This is a genomic window from Ensifer sp. (genome assembly GCF_031989085.1).
GTDB lineage: Bacteria > Pseudomonadota > Alphaproteobacteria > Rhizobiales > Rhizobiaceae > Ensifer.
This window is the reverse complement of the sequence record NZ_DALZXU010000002.1, coordinates 536,550-554,110: the sequence shown is the minus strand read 5'-3', so window position 1 is coordinate 554,110 and position 17,561 is coordinate 536,550. Positions and strand designations below refer to the sequence as shown.

Below are 17,561 nucleotides of genomic sequence, written 5' to 3'. Positions count from 1 at the left end.
GTTCATGCCTCGCTCCCTGTCAGCGTTTTAAGGTCGAATGCGGTGGTCTCGATGCGTTGAAGAATGGCCCGAAGCGGTACACGCAGGCGTTCTGCCTTGCTGGCGTCAAGGCTAAAAGGTGGCTCTTCGGCAGCAAGGTGGGTCGATTGTGCCAGTTCCATCTGGATGGCGTGCACACCGGTTTCCGGCCGCCCGTAATGGCGTGTCGTCCAGCCGCCCTTGAAGCGGCCGTTGAGAATGCTGGTGTAACCCTCTGCCGAAGCGGCAATATCGACGGCGGCCTTTTCGATTTCGGGCGCGCAGGTGCGGCCCATATCCGTGCCGATGTTCAGGTCCGGCAGCTTGCCTTCGAACAGGAACGGGATATGCGAGCGGATCGAATGGCAATCATAGACGATGGCGATGCCGTGGATCGCCTTCACCCTGTTGATCTCGGCCAGAAATGCGGCGTGATAGGGCGCGTGGAACTGGCGCAACCGCTCGGCAGTGTCGGCCTCCGTCGGCGCCTCGCCATCCTTCCAGATCGGCAAACCGTCGAAATCGGTTTCAGGGATCAGGCCGGTGGTGTTCTGCCCGGGATAGAGGCTGACGTTCTCCGGGTCGCGATTGGCGTCGATGACATAGCGGTGGAAGGTGGCGCGCACGACGGTAACGTCAGGCAACAGGCCTTCGTAGAGCTTGTGGATGTGCCAGTCGGTATCGGCCAGCAGGCGGCCGATGTCGTTGAGCCGATCCCAGATCGCTGCCGGCACGTCCGTGCCGGTGTGCGGAAAGCCGAGGATGACCGGCGAGGTGCCCCGGCGGACTTCGAAGACGCTCATCTCAGGCTCCGAGTTTGGGCAGAATGCCGGCGGAAATTGCGGCGTTCAGCGTGCCGGAGGCCACCAGTTCGCCGGCGGCCTGCAGGTCGTCCGCTAGGTAGCGGTCTTCCTCGATCGTGGCGGAGACGGCGCGCAGGGATGCCGCCGCCTTCTGCAACTCGGGGCTTGTGGCCAGCGGCGCGCGGAATTCGACGCCCTGCACGGCGGTCAGCGCCTCGATGCCGATGATCGAGAACAGATTGTCGGTCATCTGCAGCAGGCGGCGGGCGCCGTGGCAGGCCATCGATACGTGATCTTCCTGATTGGCCGAGGTCGGCGTCGAGTCGACTGAGGCCGGGTGCGACAGCTGCTTGTTTTCCGACATCAGCGCGGCCGACGTCACTTCCGCGATCATCAGGCCGGAGTTGAGGCCGGGCTTCTTGGCGAGGAAGGCGGGCAGGCCATAGGACAGAGCCGGGTCGACAAGAAGGGCGATGCGCCGCTGCGAGATCGCGCCGATCTCGCAGACCGCAAGGGCGATCTGGTCGGCGGCAAAGGCGACCGGCTCCGCATGGAAGTTGCCGCCGGAGACGACGGAGTTGTCGGAAAGCACCAGCGGGTTGTCGGTGACCGCATTGGCCTCGATTTCGAGGACACGCGCAACCGAGCGCAACAGGTCGAGGCAGGCGCCGTCGACCTGCGGCTGGCAGCGGATGCAATAGGGATCCTGCACCCGTTCGTCGCCCTCGATGTGGCTCTCGCGAATGGCCGAGCCGGAAAGAAGCGCGCGAAGAGCGGCCGCCGTATCGATCTGGCCCTGATGGCCGCGCAGCGTGTGGATGTCTGGATGGAAGGGGGCGGAGGAGCCCATGGCCGCATCGGTCGACATCGCGCCGGTAATGAGTGCCGCCTGGGCGGCACGGTGGGCACGGAAGAGGCCGGCGAGCGCCAGTGCGGTGGAGGTCTGCGTGCCGTTGATCAACGCCAGGCCTTCCTTGGCCGCCAGCACGACCGGGGTCAGCCCGGCCTTGGCGAGTGCCTCGGCGCCGGACATCCGTGCGCCTGCGAAGAATGCCTCGCCGTGTCCCATCATGACGGCCGCCATGTGTGCGAGCGGCGCGAGGTCGCCGGATGCGCCCACCGAGCCCTTTTCCGGGATGACCGGGATGACGCCCTTGTCGAGCATCGCCTCAATCAGGCGAACGAGTTCGAGCCGCACGCCGGAGGCGCCGCGGCCGAGAGAGACGAGCTTCAGCGACAGGATCAGACGGACGATGTTTTCGGCGAGCGGCAGTCCGACGCCGCAGCAATGCGACAGGATCAGGTTGCGCTGCAGAGTGGCGACATCGGCGCTGTCGATCTTGATCGAGGCCAGTTTGCCGAAGCCGGTGTTGATGCCGTAGACAGGCGCGTTGCCGGCGACGATCTCGGCGATACGCTTTGCCGCCTTCTCGATGCCGGCATCGAAGGAGGGATCGAGGCGGGCCGGCTCACCGGTCCAGTAGATGGTCTCCAGATCCTGAAGCGGAACAGAGCCCGGATGCAGCGTGATGGTCATGGACCGGTCCTTTCGCCCCTGAAGATGCGGGAATGAAGTGGGTTGAAGCCGATGCGGTAGACGAGTTCGGCCGGGTCTTCGATGTTCCAGAGTGCCAGATCGGCGGACTTGCCGATTTCGATCGTGCCGGTCTCTGCGAGCAGCCCGAGCGCGCGTGCTGCCTCGCGGGTGACGCCGCCAAGGCATTCGGCAACCGTCAGCCGGAAGAAGGTCGCCGACATGTTCATGGTGAGGAGCAGCGACGTCAGCGGCGAGGTGCCGGGATTGCAGTCGGTCGCGATCGCAACATGTGCGCCGGCGGCGCGCAGCGCCTCGACCGGCGGCAACTGCTTTTCGCGAAGCGCGTAGAAGGCGCCCGGCAGTAGCACTGCAACGGTGCCCGATCTTGCCAAGGCGTCCGCGCCCTCGGCATCCAGATATTCGAGATGGTCGGCGGACAACGCGCCATAGGCGGCGGCGAGCTTGGCGCCACCGAGATTGGAAAGCTGTTCAGCGTGAAGCTTCAATGGAAGCCCGAGTGCCTTGGCGCGATCGAAGACGCGGGCGATCTCGGCGGTCGAAAAGGCGATGCCCTCGCAGAATCCGTCGACGGCATCGACCAGCCCCTCGGCGTGAGCGGCATCAAGACCCGGGAGCACAACCTCTGAAATGTAGTCGTCGTTGCGGCCCTTGTAGTCGGCGGGGGTGGCGTGGGCTGCCAGATAGCTGGTGACGATGCGGACGGCACGCTTTTCGCCGAGCTTGCGCGCGGAACGCAGCATGTTGAGTTCGGCCTCGATATTGAGGCCGTAGCCGGATTTGATTTCGACGGTCGAAACGCCTTCGGCAAGCAGGGTGTCAAGCCGAGGCAGCGCGCTTTCGACCAGCGCATCGACCGTAAGGGCATTGGTTGCCTTGACCGAGGAGACGATGCCGCCGCCGGCGCGGGCGATTTCCTCGTAGGATGCGCCTTCAAGCCGCATCTGGAATTCGCGGGCGCGGTTGCCACCATGGACGATGTGCGTGTGGCAGTCGATGAAGGCTGGCGTCATCACCCGTCCCCCGCAATCGGTGCCTTCCAGCGTGCGGGCGAGATCGGAGGGAAGGTCGCTTTCGGCGCCGGCAAAGGCGATGCGGCCATCGACGACGGCGACTGCCGCCTTTTCGACCAGGCCGAGATTGTCCTCACCGGCGCGCAGGGTCACCAGGCGCAGGTTGCGCCAGATGCCGGACGCCGTTGCGGTGGTCGAAAATTGACTCATCAGCCGATCCCCCTCTCGTTGATTTAATGTATATACATAATAATGGCCGCCACAAGAGGAAAATTGGCGCAAAGCCGGAAAAGGGAAGGGGCGGCGCGGCGTGTCGTGGCCTATTGTGTTGCCGCGGACGCAAAAACCCCGGAGCGGGCGCTCCGGGGTCTCTGGTAAATGCCATTTGAGAAGCGAGGCCGTCAGGCCGGAGAGCGAACCGTCATGCGCGATTGCTCCACGAGATCGACGAAGTGACGACCGGCAATTTCCAGGCGGCCGCTGTTGTCGATAACCGTGACGTCGGCGCCCGATGTCACGTCCGGCACCTGTCGCGAAAGCCGCCGCAAGACATCCTCTTCGCTTTCGCGACCCCGCTCGGCGAGACGCCTGGCGAGAACGGAAGGCTCGGCCGTGATCACCGCGACGGCGATGGCGCCGAAGGCGGCGCGAAAGGCCGGAAGCGCGCCGCGACTGCCGTTGACGATGGCGGTGGCGCCACTATCGACGTTGCGGCGAACCTCCTCGGGAATGCCGTATTTCAGCCCATGCGCGTCCCAGGAGACGGCGAAGGCGCCCGCCTGTTCCATCTCGACGAACTCGGCGACGGAAACGCTCTCATGCACCTCGCTGCCCGCATCCGACGGCCGGGTGATCACCCGGCGAATGAAGTGGATGTCGGCGCAATCGGAAAAATGCCGGGCGGCATAGCCCATGACGCTGTCCTTGCCGGCCCCGCTCGGGCCGACGACAACGACAAGGGCGCCGCGCCTGCGTTCGAGCGCGCTCATGCGACACGCCGACCTTCACGCCAGACCGAACGCACCACCGGAATGCCTTCCACCCGGTGGACCCGCGAGACGTCTGCGCGCAAGCCGACGGCGATGCGGCCGCGATCGTCAAGCCCGACTGTGCGGGCGGGCGTGGCGCTGACCATGGCGATCGCCTTCGGCAGATCGATGGCTTCCAGCTCGTCGGCCAGCACGAATGGCGCGTGGATCAGGCTGAAGGGCACGTAGTCCGACGAAAGCACGTCGAGCACGCCCCGATCGGCAAGGTCGCGCGCGGCGATGTTGCCCGAATGCGACTTGCCGCGCACGATGTTCGGCGCGCCCATCAGCACGCTGAGGCCGGCGCGATGGGAGGCTTCCGCCGCTTCGAAACTGGTCGGGAACTCGGCAAGCTTGATGCCGTAGCCGATCGATTCGTCGACATGGGCGATCGTTGCATCGTCATGGCTTGCAATGGTGATGCCGCGCTCGGCGCAGGCCTTGGCAAGCGCATCACGGTGTGGCCCGGCAAACTTCGCCGACAGCGCCTGCTGGCGCGCGACGAATTTATCGAACTCGGCATCCGACAGGCCGCGCTTGGATTTGTAGTAGAGCGTGTACTGGTCCATCGTCTGGAACTGGCGCTGGCCGGGCGCGTGGTCCATCAGCGAGACGAGCTTGACCTGCGGGTCGTTCTGGAAGTCCTCGTAGTGGTCGAGCACGTCGGAGGTCGACACCTCACAGCGCAGGTGGATAAGGTGGTCTGCACGCAGGCGACCTTCCTGCTGAGCCTGGGCCAACGCATCAGCCATGCTGCGCATCTCGCCCTTCTGGAAACCACCGTCTTCGTCGGAGCCGAGGCGCAGGCAGTCGAAAACCGTGGTGATGCCCGACGTCACGACCTGCGCGTCATGCGCCTGGATCGCGGCGATCTTCAGCCAGCGAACGCCAGGTCGCGGCGAATAGTGTGCCTCGAGATGGTCGGTGTGCAACTCGACGAGGCCCGGTAGCAGATAGTCGCCTTCGAAGTCTTCGCCTGTGGCTACGGTGCCCTTGGAGATATCGGCGATCTTGCCGTCGCGGATCAGCACCGTGCCATCGAGAATACTGTCTTCGAGGACGATGCGGGCGTTGGTCAGAACCTGTTCTTTGCTCATCTCATGCGATCTTTCGTTGTGTCGCGCTGCCCAGAGGCAGCAGGGAATGGACCAGGAACGGTGCGCCACGCTGCGGCTCGACGAAGAGCGCAACTGACGCAACGTGAAGCGGCTTGCCGATATGGTCGGCAAAGGTGCTTTCGAGCACGGCCCGCATGGTGGTTGTTGTTTCAGCCGGGACCTGTCCGGTCAGAGTCAGATGGAACTGGAATTCTTCGAAAACATAGGGATAGCCAAATTCCTTCAGGTATCGTCTCTGACGCTCCGGCAGTTTGTCGGGATTGCGTCGTGCGAGATCAGCATCCGAAAGCGGTGCCCGGAACGGTTCGAAGGATCGCACCGCCTGTGCTGCCAGATTCTGCAGTGGCTGGCAGTGGCTTGCGGAGACAAGCGCGAAGAACGGGCCGAGCTGATGCAACGTCAGTTCCGGGATCTCGAAGGGATCGAGATTTGCTGCGAAGTCTTCGAAGGCGGCGACAAGCTCGGCTTCGCTGCGGCCGTCGGCAAGCGGGAATGGCGCCTTCAGGGTACCGTGAAAGCCGTAGCGTCGCGGATCGGCGGTCAGTGTTTGTCGGGTATCGGCATCAAGTCCGGAATGTGCCGGAAGTTCATAGGTCTCGCCGGTAAAGGCGTCGCGGCCGAGCCAACGGGCCGCCGTCTGCGACAGCCGGTCGTTCGCCGGCGGCGCGAAGTAGATTGCATAACGCACGGTCTTCACTTTCTGTATCGACCGGCCCGCCGGGACGGCGGGTCGATTGTTCGCGGGACGCGATGCGCAGCTAGCCGATTTCCATGACAACATCATGATGGCGGGGCTGCAAAACGCTTATCTCGTCAATGCGCTTTCTGTCCGATCAGCCGCGAGCGCAAGGCGTTCGAGATGCTGTCGAAAATAAACACAACCAGCAAGATCAGAAGCACCATATAGGCGACATTTTCCCAGTCGGAGTTGGTACGCATCGCCTCCCAGAGTTTCAGGCCAATGCCCCCGGCGCCGACAGCGCCGATGATCGTCGCGGAACGCGTGTTCGATTCCCAGAAATAGAGCGCCTGGCTGGCAAAGACTGGCAGGACCTGCGGCAGCACCCCGAAGCGCTGGACGGCAAGCGGCGCGGCGCCGACGGATTTCACGCCTTCGCGCTGCTTGTCGTCGATGTTCTCCAGCGCCTCGGCGTAGAGCTTGCCGAGCGTACCGGTGTCGGTGAAGAAGATCGCGGACATGCCGGCGAGCGGTCCCGGGCCGAATGCGCGGGTGAAGAACAGGGCCCAGATGAACATATCGACGGATCGCAGGAAGTCGAAGAAGCGCTTGACGACCTGGTTGGTCAGAAAATTCGGGGTGATGTTGCGCGCCGCCAGGAAGCAGAGCGGGAAGGCGACCAGCGAAGCGAACAACGTGCCGACGAAGGCCATGACCACTGTCTGCAGCAGCTTGGTCCAGACGTCGAGATGCTGCCATTCGGCGTTGTAGAGAATATTGTTCCAGGCGAGTGACAGGTTCGACCGCGCCGGCTCGATGCGCTCGCCGCTGGTGACCAGCGAAAGCACCTCGGCATAGCTCTTGCCGAAGTAGGGCGAGTTGGTGTCGAACAGGAAATTGGCCCAGCCGAAGAAGCGGTTACGCACCGAAACGTCGTCTCCTTCGACCTCTGCCCAGCCGGCGGCGCCGAAGGCGAGCGTGATCTTTTCACCCGGTCGCTTTTGCGTTGCCCAGGCAGGAAGGGTGCCTTGCGGCGTGACCGTGTCCTGGCCATCGACCGCCATGGTCAATGTCTCGCCGCCATGGGTCGCCGTGACCAGGCCATCTGCGACTTCGATCTTCGTCGAGCGGTTCAAGGTGACGACCGCGCGCGTGATGACCTCTTGCGTCTGCGTTTCGGTCCGGCCTTGCGCAGTGCCGGCATCGGCACCGCCGAGCGCCGATCCTGGAGTCATGAAGCTGAACGACGAGCTTGCCTTCGGTTTGACCGCCTGTCCGGTGGCCGCCGGGATCTCGACGGTACGTGTCACCGTTTCCTTGTCGAGCTCGACCCAGGACGGATTGGGGTTCGGCCCGAGCGGCGAGTTGCGCTGGTAGTCGATCGTCATCGTCCTGTCGCGGGCGATCTTGAGCTCGGGGCGAACCTCATAGGAGACCCAGTCGGCAAGGTATGTTCCGGCGATACCCCAATTGGCGTTACCAAGAACATGCCCGATCGAGAAGAACCACCAGCTGAAGACGAGGTAGACGACGAGCCCGGCGCTGATGAGGATGGTGCGCAGGCGCTTGTTGGAGGAGCCCTGCAACAGGTTTGGATGGCGCGAGGCGATCGCATCCATTTCAAGAGGGCTTAGTCTGGTTGCGGAGGTCATGTTTGCGCACCTATTGGGCAAGCTGGAAGGCCTGGTCGCCGACGAGGCGACGGCGCAGCCATGCGGAGAACTGGTCGACGGCGAAGATCGTCGCAAAAAGCAGGATGACGATCGCCAGCGTCTTTGCCTGGTGGCCCTGGCCGATCGACAGGCGCAGCAATTCGCCGATGCCGCCGCCGCCGACTGCGCCGATAATGGTGGAAGCGCGCACATTGATCTCGAGGCGCAGCAGGAAATAGCTGGCGAAGTTGGGCAGAACCTGCGGCACCATGCCGAACCAGACCCGTTCGATCCAGTTGCCGCCGGCAGCGCGCAACCCCTCGTCCGGCTTCATGTCGGCATTCTCGACCACTTCGAAGAACAGCTTGCCAAGTGCGCCGATGGTGTGGATCGACACGGCGGCAATGGCCGGGATCGGGCCGAGCGAGAGGATTGCCAGGAAGAAGCCGGCGATGACCACTTCGGGAAAGGCGCGCAGGATTTCCATCAGCCTGCGGATCAAGCCGCGAACCCATGGGTTGGGCATCAGGTTGCGGGCGGCGAGGAAGCAGAAGATGAAGCCGAAGAATGTGCCGATGACGGTGGAGAAGATCGCGATGTTCACGGTCTCCAGCATCTTGTGCACATATTCGGGAATGTAGAAGCTCTCGGTCAGATAGAGCCGACCTTCGGGGTAATTGTACTTGAAGCTGCCGTCGTCATAGGGGGAGGGCAGGTCGAACATGGCGCGGAAGATTTCCAGCCCGTCGCGCGGTGCGAGATCCCCGACGAAGTCGAAGAAATGCGGCAGGCGGTCGAAAAACTTGCCGGCATTGGAATCGTTGGCAAACCAGAGCGAGCCGGAAAGGGCGAGCGCGAGAACGGCCAAGCCGAGGAACGAGTAGAGCCGTCGGCGGGAATTCAGCTCCTGCCAGTGACGCTCCACAAGCGCGCCGTTGTCACTCAGATGCTTTGGAAGCATGGAAGTTGCCATGAATGTTCCGGCAATGCCGGCCTCTGTCGACAGGCGCGACGAGCGCCCTAGCAAAATGACGAACGCTGGCCGTTTTGCGGCCAGCGTCCTTGATTGGTCGAGCGATCAACCGCCGATCGTCGCCTTGCGGGCGTCGATGATCGGCTTGTAGAAGTCGGCGTTGACTTCGGTGAAGCCGGTGAAGTCGCCGCCCTGGATGGCGGAGAAGCAGGCGGCATCGGTCTTCGGCAGGTCGAGCATGAACTGCTTGAACTTCGCCTTCATGTCGTCGTTCATGGTGGAGCGCACAACGATCGGGCCGTTCGGGATCAGCGGCGACTTCCAGAGTTCGACCAGGTCGTTCATGTCGAGGATGCCCTTGTCGACCATCTTCTTCAGGTTGCCCGAGGTGTAGCCGTCCTTGAATTCGCCGACGCCCGAGCCAAAGGTCGTGCCGGCATCGAAGGTGCCCTTGACGACTTCGAGCACGAGGTTTTCGTGGCCGCCGCCGAAGCCGGTCTCACCGAAGAATTCCTTGACCGGGGCGCCGATCGCTTCCGGCAGGGTGACGAGCGGGACGAGGTAGCCCGAGGTCGAGTCCGGATCGGCGAAGCCGAGCTTCTTGCCCTTCAGGTCTTCGATCTTGGTGATGCCGGAATCCTTGCGGGCGACCATGATCGAGTGGTAGCCGGTCGATCCGTCTGTCTGGACAGTTGTCAGGATCGGCTCGACGGCGTCGGCCTTGGCGAGGTAGATCTTGGCGAAGCCGGAAGCGCCGAGTTCGGCGTAGTCGAGCGTGCCGCCGAGCAGGCCCTGGATGACGCCGTCATAGTCGGCGGCCGGGAACAGCGAGACCTTTTCGACGCCGATGGCGGCCGGCAGCTTGTCGACGATGCACTGGAAGTTGCGCAGACGGTCGGCTTCGTTTTCACCGCCGATGATGCCGACGCGGAATTCCTTGAGGTCTTCGGCCTGAGCGTGACCGAGGAGGGCGAGCAGGGCGACAGTGCCCAGAAGAGCTTTCTTCAGCATAAGGTTCTCCCGTTCTCCGGCTGTGCCGGATGATTTTCGGTTTCAAAGAGGTGCCCTTGACGTGGGCCTTCGATCCTGGCGGGCGTCAGATGCCGGCCAGCGCCAGCGGCTTGAGGCCGGCAGATGCCGTTTGTTCCTGCGGGATCGCCGCGGGAATGTTGATGCTTGTCGATGTCATCGATTCCTCGATGCCCGTGTCGGCGCCATAGATTTCGGCGACGGCTGCTGCGGTCAGGTCTTTCGGCTGGCCGTCGAAGACGACGCGGCCATGGGCCATGCCGATGATGCGTTCGCAGTAGTTGCGGGCGGTATCGAGCGTGTGGAGGTTGGTGATCACGGTGATGCCGTCGCGCTCGTTGATGTCGCGCAGTGCATCCATGACGATCTTGGCGTTGAGCGGGTCGAGCGAGGCGATAGGCTCGTCAGCGAGCAGTACCTTCGGTTGCTGCATCAGGGCGCGGGCGATTGCCACGCGCTGCTGCTGGCCACCGGAAAGCGTGCCGGCCGCCTGCAGCGCCGTCTGCTCGATGCCGAGGCGCTCCAGCGCGCCGATCGCCATGATGCGCTCTTCGCGGGTAAACATGTTGAGGATGCTCAGCACGGTCGAGCGGTGGTTGAGACGGCCGAGCAGCACATTGGTGAGCACGTCGAGGCGCGGCACCAGGTTGAACTGCTGGAAGATCATGGCGCAGTCGCGCTGCCAATGGCGAAGGGCAGCACCTCTCAGCGACGACACTTCCGTGCCGGCGAACTCGATCGAGCCGGAGGACAGATCGACAAGGCGGTTGATCATGCGCAGCAACGTCGACTTGCCGGCGCCAGAGCGGCCGATCACCCCGACCATCTGGCCCTGGGGGATGTCGAATGTAACCGAGCTCACGGCTGTCTTCTTGCCGAACTGGCGGGTTACGTTCTTCAACTGAAACATTTCTAGCAGGTCCTCTTTCGCGGAGACCGGTCATCGGTATGACACCTGCCATATCGGCGCTTCATGAAAGCGAAATGTCAGTTTGTTGTAAGTTCTGTTACAGTTCACAGCCGGACCGGCTGGGTTAATCAAATGTGAACGGCGGCCCCGCGTAGAATGCCATCTACGAGGGGGGGCAGCGCGTGAAAGTCGGGGATGGCCTGGTCGCTCTGACCCAAAGCGAGCATATGCCTTGCGCAACGACCGGCGTGCACGACGCTTGATCGGTCATTCCTTTTTTGTGGCAATGCCGTCGATCAGAAAGTCGAGGCCTTTGCGAAAGGTGCCGTCCCAGTCGCTGTCGAGCAGCAGCCGGGAGCGTTCGATCGTCGGGTAGCGTTCGCTGAGACCCGTCACGCGCTGCTGCGCAGCGGTCCTGTCGTCGTCCGTACGGTCGAAATTCGCCCGCGTGATGGTCGCGCCGATCACGTAATTCCAGAGCGACCAGATCGCAGCGTTCAAGTCTGCATCGGCGACGCCGGCTCTCGATAACGTTGAACTCAGCAATTCCAGACGGCCAAGGATATTCGGGCCGAGGGCCCGGCGCGGCAACAACGATGCTGACCAGGGATGGCGCAACATGCAGACGCGCCAGTCTTCGAGCAGGCGAACGACGTCCTCTCGCCAGTCCAGCGTGTCAGCCACTTGCGGTGACGCGGGATATTGAAGCGCCGAGTCGAGCGCCAGATCAAAGACCTTCTCTTTGTTCTCGACGTGCCAATAAAGGCTCATCGCGCCTGCGCCCAGGCGATCGGCCAGCCGCCGCATGGTCAACCCGTCGACCCCTTCGGCATCCAGCAGATCGACCGCAGTCGCTACGATACGCGGTAGAGACAGCGGCGGTTCGCCGTTCCGCTCCTGTGCAGACTGCAGTGGGGCACGCGCCCGTCGGGGCCTTTTGTTCTCAGTGCCGCTGGGTTTCTCCGCCATCCGTCTTCCTTGCCGACCAGAACGTCGATTTACCCCGACAATGCGAGGGATGTCGACTCCGAACAGTTGACTCGTACGTCGTACGATGTCATCAAATAGTACGGTGTACGAGTCACCATGGCGACGATGTTCGAGGTTCAAGACTACTGGCCGGGAGCGTAGGCCGCTCGCTGTTCCCGGAGCCGAGGGAAGATGATGTTACGCGCAATCAAACATGTGCTTATCGGAGGGATATTGATCATGACAACGGGAATGGCCGCTCATGCGACGGCAAACGAGAACGATCTCAAGCTGACCATCGTCAACCCGCAAAACCTCTACGATCCGACGACGAACGGCTACAGCACGGCCGTGATTGTGCCGCGCGGCGCCAGGCTGGCCTATATCTCCGGGCAGGGTGGGCAGGACAGCATTGGAGCCCTGTCGCCCGATTTCGCTGTCCAGGTGAAGCAGGCCTATGCCAATCTGGGTGCCGCCCTGGACGCCGTCGGTGCACGGCGGGATCAGGTCGCCAAACTCACGGTCTTCGTTGTCGATCATGACATGTCAAAGCTTGGGGTTCTGACGTCGGCGGTCATGGACATGTTTGGCGGCACGTTGCCGGCGCAGACATTGATCCCGGTGCCGAAGCTCGCGGTCGACGGCATGTTGTTTGAGGTTGAGGCGGTCGCGATGATCGATTGACGAAGTCGCATCGCGGGTGCGGTCCTTCAGGCCGGTCCTGCCGGCCTGTCGGGGAATGTGGCGAGCCCGTTATGCATTGGCGCCGCTGCTTTCGCCGCGATTTCAGTTGGGCGGTGGGAACATCGGGCGCAATCGGCCGGATCTCGTAGATTGTCGTCGGGTCGCGCGCTTCCTTGATCGCAGGCGCACCCAATTCTGTCCGTCTGGCCGCGGCACGGGCCGCGAGCCAACTAGGCTTCCAAACGCACCGGGCTGAACTTCGATGGATCGAGGCCGGCCGCTTCGAAGCCATGCGGTGTCGCTGTCCCGACGATGAGGCTGGCAGCCAGTGCGCCGAGTGCTGGCGAGGTCAGGATGCCGTAGCCGCCCTGGCCGGCGAGCCAGAAGAAGTCCGGCCGCTCGCGGGCAAAACCGATGACCGGCAGCCTGTCGGGCGCAAAGCTGCGCATGCCGGCCCAACTCTTGAAGACACGGCGCACCGGTACAGTCGTTGCCTCTTCGACATAGTGGGCGGCCCAGGCGACGTCGATTTCCTCGGGCTGGACATCCGCCGGTTCGCACGGCGTTGCGTCGGCCGGCGAGGAAAGCAGCCGTCCGCCCTCGGGCTTCATATAGAAATCCTCGTCGATCTCGTTGATTTCCGGCAGGGTCAGCGCATCGATGCCGTCAGGCAAGTCGACGGTGATTGCCGTGCGACGATGCGGAACGATGCCGATCGGGGCTACTCCGAACAGTTCGGCGACGGGATCGGCCCAGCCACCGGCGGCATTGACGATCATTTTCGTGCTAATATCGCCGGCACTTGTGGCAAGCACCCAGCGGTCATCCTTTCGATGCGGGGCAAGCACGTCGCTGCGCTCGATGATCGCCGCACCGTGGCGGCGCGCGCCACGAAGATAGCCCTGCATGAGATTGTCGACCTCGATGTCCCAGAAGTTGGGATCGTAGAACGCACCTGCCACGTAATCGCGCCGCAGGATCGGCACGAGCGCAATCGCTTCGTCGACCGTCAGTCTCTTCAGGTCTGGATTGACGGCGCTCTCCTCGGCAAACACCGCCTCCAGCCGTGCCGTCTTTTCCGCGTTGGCGATCATCACGCCGCCGCGTTGCTTGAGCAGCGCCACATCGGAGAAGCCCTCGGGCGGCCGGTCGAAGAAGACCTTCGAGATAGCCGCGAGCTCACACACTTCAGGCGCATTGTAGCGCAGCACGAATTCGGCGGCGGAGCGACCGGTGCTGTGATAGCCAAGGCCATCCTCCCGTTCGATCACGGCCACGGAACGGTGCGGGGCAAGGAAATAGGCAAGCGAGAGGCCGGCTATACCGCCGCCAATGATTGCCACGTCAAATTCACGCATGTTCCGCCCTCGCTCATAATGTGGCGGGACCATAGGCAGCGCATGTCCAGCGTTCAAATTTATAACTGGAAATGTCGTTATCAATTCTGGTGATGGGCGAGGCAGTGGTCGAGCGGTTCCGTGTCGGCCACGTGCGCGAGGAAGGCGGCTTCGGCGGCATTGAGGATCGAGTTCGGGTTGGAGATGCGAAACACGTCCGTCGTCGGCAGGTTGTGATAGGGCGGCAGCTGCCAAAGGCGCCCTTCGTCGACTGCGGGCGATGCGAGGTGATCCGGCAGCATGCCGATGCCGATATTGGACGCGATCAACCGCATCACCTCCTCGACATTGCAGGATACGGCCCGAACCTGCTGACCGAACGAGCCTAAGGCGCGCACGGCCGTCACGGAGTTCATGTGCTGGCCGCCGAGCACGTCGGCGATGAAGGCGATATAGGGGTTGCCACGCAGGTCGTTGAAGTCGACGCCCTCGACGCCGAACAGGGGATGATCGCGGCCGCAGTAGAGCGCATAACGTTCGCGGACGTGAAATGCCTTGTTCAACCAGTCGGGGATGTTGCCGTCGCAAAGCCCCATCGTTGCGATGTTGCGTTCCACGGCGCTCAATACATCGACGGTCGTGGCGACGGTCACCGATATCGTCACCTTCGGATGTCTGGCAAAGTAGCTCTCGAGCTTTCGATCCCAGGCCGGGTTGTGGGCGTGGCTGACGGCATGAATATCGAGATGGCCGGTGACTTCGTCTCCCGCCGTCTCAAGCACGTTTGGAAGCCGGATCACAGCGGCGAAGATGTCCCGGCACTGCGCGTGCAATCGGGCGCCGGCATCTGTCAAATCGAAGCGGCCCGGCCTGCGATCGATGAGTTTTTGTCCGACGGTCTGCTCGAGCCGCTTCAGGGCCATGCTGACGGCCGGTTGCTGCAGCAGCAGCCTGTTGGCGGCGGCCGTGATGCTGCCTTCCTCCACGACGACGACGAAGGTGCGCAGGAGGTTCCAGTCGAGGTTATGCGCGAAGCGTTCCAGACGGTCGTTGGCCATGGATGGATTATTGGGACCCCTGTCGATGGATGGCAATCGATGGGCTGGCCGCGGGGCCGTTCCACCGATCATCCTGCAACCTTGTCGTCATATTGCCAGTGATTTGCAAGACGTGGCCAGAGACCCGACAGATGGGCCGGGGAAGGTCCAACGAGCGATCATTTCGATCGCTGTCAGGGGGCTGCCTGTTGTCGCCCGGCAAAGAGGGCCATTCCGCAGACGCATGAGGCGGTGCCTCAATTTCGTTTGAAAGCCTTGGTTCTGCTTGCGATAACCGCACGTGGAAAAATACGATGGGAGAGATACATGGCCGGCAAGACGCAATTTCAATGGGATGACGCGTTCCTCCTCGAAGATCAGTTGACCGAGGACGAGCGTATGATCCGCGACACGGCGCGCGCCTATGCGCAGGACCGGTTGCAGCCGCGCGTCATTGCCGCCTATCGCGAAGAATCAACCGATCCCGAAATCTTCCGCGAGATGGGTGATCTCGGGCTGCTGGGCGTCACCGTCTCGGAGACCTATGGCGGCGTCGGCGCCTCCTATGTCGCCTATGGCCTCGTCGCTCGCGAAGTCGAACGCGTCGATTCGGGCTACCGCTCGATGATGAGCGTGCAATCGTCGCTGGTGATCTACCCGATCTATGCCTACGGCTCGGAAGAGCAGAAACAGAAGTACCTGCCCAAGCTGATCAGCGGCGAGTGGATCGGCTGCTTCGGACTGACCGAGCCGGATGCCGGCTCTGACCCGGCCGGCATGAAGACCCGGGCGATCAAGACCGACAGCGGTTACCGCCTCGTCGGCTCGAAGATGTGGATCTCCAACGCGCCGCTCGCTGACGTCTTCGTCGTCTGGGCAAAGTCCGAAGCCCATGGCAATGCCATTCGCGGCTTCGTGCTCGACAAGGGCATGAAGGGACTTTCGGCCCCGAAGATCGCCGGCAAGCTGTCGCTGCGCGCCTCGATCACCGGCGAGATCGTCATGGACAACGTCGAGGTCGGCGAAGACGCGCTGCTGCCGAACGTCGAAGGCCTGAAGGGCCCGTTCGGCTGCCTCAACCGCGCCCGCTACGGCATTTCCTGGGGCGCACTCGGTGCTGCCGAATTCTGCTGGCATGCGGCGCGCCAGTACGGCCTCGACCGCAAGCAGTTCAACCGCCCGCTCGCCCAGACGCAGCTTTTCCAGAAGAAGCTCGCCGACATGCAGACCGAGATTTCGCTCGGCCTGCAGGGCTCGCTGCGCGTCGGGCGACTGATGGACGAGGGCCGGATGGCCCCGGAAATGATCTCGCTGGTCAAGCGCAACAACTGCGGCAAGGCGCTCGATATCGCCCGGATGGCGCGCGACATGCACGGTGGCAACGGCATCTCCGAGGAATACCAGGTCATGCGCCACATGGTGAACCTCGAGACGGTCAACACCTACGAGGGCACGCATGACGTTCATGCGCTGATCCTCGGACGCGCCCAGACCGGCCTCCAGGCGTTCTTCTGAGCCGCCGGCCATGGAAGCGCCACTGACGGGTATTCGCGTTCTTGAACTGGCCCGCATTCTGGCGGGCCCCTGGATCGGCCAGACTCTGGCCGATCTCGGCGCCGACGTCATCAAGGTGGAAAGCCCGGCGGGCGACGACACCCGCACCTGGGGCCCTCCGTTCGTTGAGGGCGAAGACGGCAGCGCGCTCGATGCCGCCTATTTTCACGCCTGCAATCGCGGCAAGCGCTCGGTCGTGCTCGACTTCACGACCGAAGAGGGCCAGGAGGCCGTGCGCCGGCTGGTGGCGCAATCCGACGTGCTGCTCGAGAACTTCAAGGTCGGCGGCCTCGAGAAATACGGCCTCGACTATGAGAGCCTGAAGAAGGTCAATCCGCGACTGATCTATTGCTCCGTGACGGGCTTTGGCCAGGACGGGCCCTATGCGCACCGCGCGGGCTACGACTATATCGTCCAGGGCATGAGCGGGATCATGGACCTGACCGGCGAGCCGGATCGCGAACCGCAGAAGATCGGCGTTGCCTTTGCCGATATCTTCACGGGGCTTTACGGTGTGATCGCCGTCCAGGCGGCACTGGCGCAGCGCGAGCGCACCGGCAAGGGCCAGCAGATCGATATGGCATTGCTCGACTGCATGACCGGGGTGCTCGCTAACCAGGCGCTCAACTTTCTGGTTTCCGGCAAGGCGCCGCGCCGGCTCGGCAACGCGCATCCGAACATCGCCCCCTACCAGGTATTTCCCACGGCCGACGGCCACCTGATCGTTGCCGTCGGCAACGATCGGCAGTTCGTCAAATTCTGCAACCTGCTTGGCCGCGGCGATCTGGCGACGGATGAGCGCTATCTGACCAACGCATCGCGTGTCCGCAATCGCGATACGCTGACGCCGGCGCTTGCCGCTGAAACCGCCAGGTTCGTGCGGGATACGCTTTTGGCGATGCTGGAAGAGGCGGGTGTTCCCGGCGGTCCGATCAACACCGTTGGCGACGTCTTTGCCGATCCGCAGGTCGCGCATCGCCAGATGCAGATCGCCACCCCGCACTCCGGAGCGGCCGGAGGCACGTCCCCGGGCGTGCGCACGCCGATCCGCTTTTCCGACGCCTCGCTGGTGCTCGATCGCGGTGTCCCGCGTCTCGGTGAGCACACCGCCGAGGTTTTGGCCGAAATCGGCATGACAGACATGCCCGAAAAAGCGAAAGGGTGAGGGGGATTTCTCCCACTCACCCCGTCAACTCCACGAT

At 63.1% G+C, this 17,561-nt stretch carries 16 protein-coding genes; 3 read left to right on the top strand and 13 right to left on the bottom strand.

All coding sequences use genetic code 11. The features are described from left to right. Positions 1 to 2 precede the first annotated feature (2 nt). The 11 genes from hutG to RTP54_RS15385 form a co-directional block, all read right to left on the bottom strand. Entirely contained in the window at positions 3 to 821 is an 819-nt protein-coding gene (gene hutG / locus RTP54_RS15435; RefSeq protein ID WP_312363918.1) for an N-formylglutamate deformylase, read from the bottom strand. Position 822: 1 nt separating this feature from the next. Beyond that, entirely contained in the window at positions 823 to 2,358 is a 1,536-nt protein-coding gene (hutH, locus tag RTP54_RS15430; RefSeq protein WP_112809545.1) for a histidine ammonia-lyase, read from the bottom strand. Beyond that, on the bottom strand, positions 2,355 to 3,599 hold the full coding sequence (gene hutI / locus RTP54_RS15425; protein WP_312363915.1) for an imidazolonepropionase: 1,245 nt from the start codon (positions 3,597 to 3,599) through the stop codon (positions 2,355 to 2,357). Before hutI ends, hutH begins: the two co-directional genes overlap by 4 nt. Before the next feature lie 191 nt (positions 3,600 to 3,790). After that, positions 3,791 to 4,378: a phosphonate metabolism protein/1,5-bisphosphokinase (PRPP-forming) PhnN gene (phnN, locus tag RTP54_RS15420; protein ID WP_312363913.1), complete on the bottom strand. Its 588-nt coding sequence runs from the start codon at positions 4,376 to 4,378 to the stop codon at positions 3,791 to 3,793. Beyond that, entirely contained in the window at positions 4,375 to 5,514 is a 1,140-nt protein-coding gene (locus tag RTP54_RS15415) for an alpha-D-ribose 1-methylphosphonate 5-triphosphate diphosphatase (protein WP_112809542.1), read from the bottom strand. The genes phnN and RTP54_RS15415 overlap by 4 nt, the downstream gene beginning before the upstream one ends. Position 5,515: 1 nt before the next feature. Next, positions 5,516 to 6,223, bottom strand: a complete 708-nt coding sequence (locus RTP54_RS15410; RefSeq protein WP_312363909.1) for a DUF1045 domain-containing protein — start codon at positions 6,221 to 6,223, stop codon at positions 5,516 to 5,518. A gap of 125 nt (positions 6,224 to 6,348) precedes the next feature. After that, a complete protein-coding gene (phnE, locus tag RTP54_RS15405) occupies positions 6,349 to 7,866 on the bottom strand; it encodes a phosphonate ABC transporter, permease protein PhnE (protein ID WP_312363907.1) in 1,518 nt (505 codons plus the stop codon). A gap of 10 nt (positions 7,867 to 7,876) precedes the next feature. After that, on the bottom strand, positions 7,877 to 8,839 hold the full coding sequence (gene phnE / locus RTP54_RS15400) for a phosphonate ABC transporter, permease protein PhnE (RefSeq protein ID WP_112809540.1): 963 nt from the start codon (positions 8,837 to 8,839) through the stop codon (positions 7,877 to 7,879). Between the two features lie 105 nt (positions 8,840 to 8,944). Next, positions 8,945 to 9,850, bottom strand: coding sequence for a phosphonate ABC transporter substrate-binding protein (gene phnD, locus RTP54_RS15395; RefSeq protein WP_112809539.1), 906 nt, complete (start codon positions 9,848 to 9,850; stop codon positions 8,945 to 8,947). An 85-nt stretch (positions 9,851 to 9,935) separates the two neighbouring features. After that, positions 9,936 to 10,778 (bottom strand): phosphonate ABC transporter ATP-binding protein, encoded by an 843-nt coding sequence (gene phnC, locus RTP54_RS15390; protein ID WP_112815222.1) that lies wholly within the window; start codon positions 10,776 to 10,778, stop codon positions 9,936 to 9,938. A gap of 267 nt (positions 10,779 to 11,045) precedes the next feature. Then, positions 11,046 to 11,747 (bottom strand): TetR/AcrR family transcriptional regulator C-terminal domain-containing protein, encoded by a 702-nt coding sequence (locus RTP54_RS15385; RefSeq protein ID WP_312363904.1) that lies wholly within the window; start codon positions 11,745 to 11,747, stop codon positions 11,046 to 11,048. 195 nt (positions 11,748 to 11,942) lie between these two features. On the opposite strand from RTP54_RS15385, the gene RTP54_RS15380 reads away from it, so the two are divergent. Then, positions 11,943 to 12,431: a RidA family protein gene (locus RTP54_RS15380; protein ID WP_312364423.1), complete on the top strand. Its 489-nt coding sequence runs from the start codon at positions 11,943 to 11,945 to the stop codon at positions 12,429 to 12,431. A gap of 230 nt (positions 12,432 to 12,661) precedes the next feature. On the opposite strand, the gene RTP54_RS15375 is transcribed toward RTP54_RS15380, so the two are convergent. Both RTP54_RS15375 and RTP54_RS15370 read right to left on the bottom strand, forming a co-directional pair. After that, positions 12,662 to 13,789, bottom strand: a complete 1,128-nt coding sequence (locus RTP54_RS15375; RefSeq protein ID WP_312363902.1) for an FAD-binding oxidoreductase — start codon at positions 13,787 to 13,789, stop codon at positions 12,662 to 12,664. 80 nt (positions 13,790 to 13,869) lie between these two features. Further along, entirely contained in the window at positions 13,870 to 14,826 is a 957-nt protein-coding gene (locus tag RTP54_RS15370) for a LysR family transcriptional regulator (protein ID WP_112809535.1), read from the bottom strand. Positions 14,827 to 15,132: 306 nt separating this feature from the next. On the opposite strand from RTP54_RS15370, the gene RTP54_RS15365 reads away from it, so the two are divergent. Further along, a complete protein-coding gene (locus RTP54_RS15365) occupies positions 15,133 to 16,320 on the top strand; it encodes an acyl-CoA dehydrogenase (protein WP_112833264.1) in 1,188 nt (395 codons plus the stop codon). Positions 16,321 to 16,330: 10 nt separating this feature from the next. After that, a complete protein-coding gene (locus tag RTP54_RS15360; protein ID WP_112809533.1) occupies positions 16,331 to 17,524 on the top strand; it encodes a CaiB/BaiF CoA transferase family protein in 1,194 nt (397 codons plus the stop codon). Positions 17,525 to 17,561 lie beyond the last annotated feature (37 nt).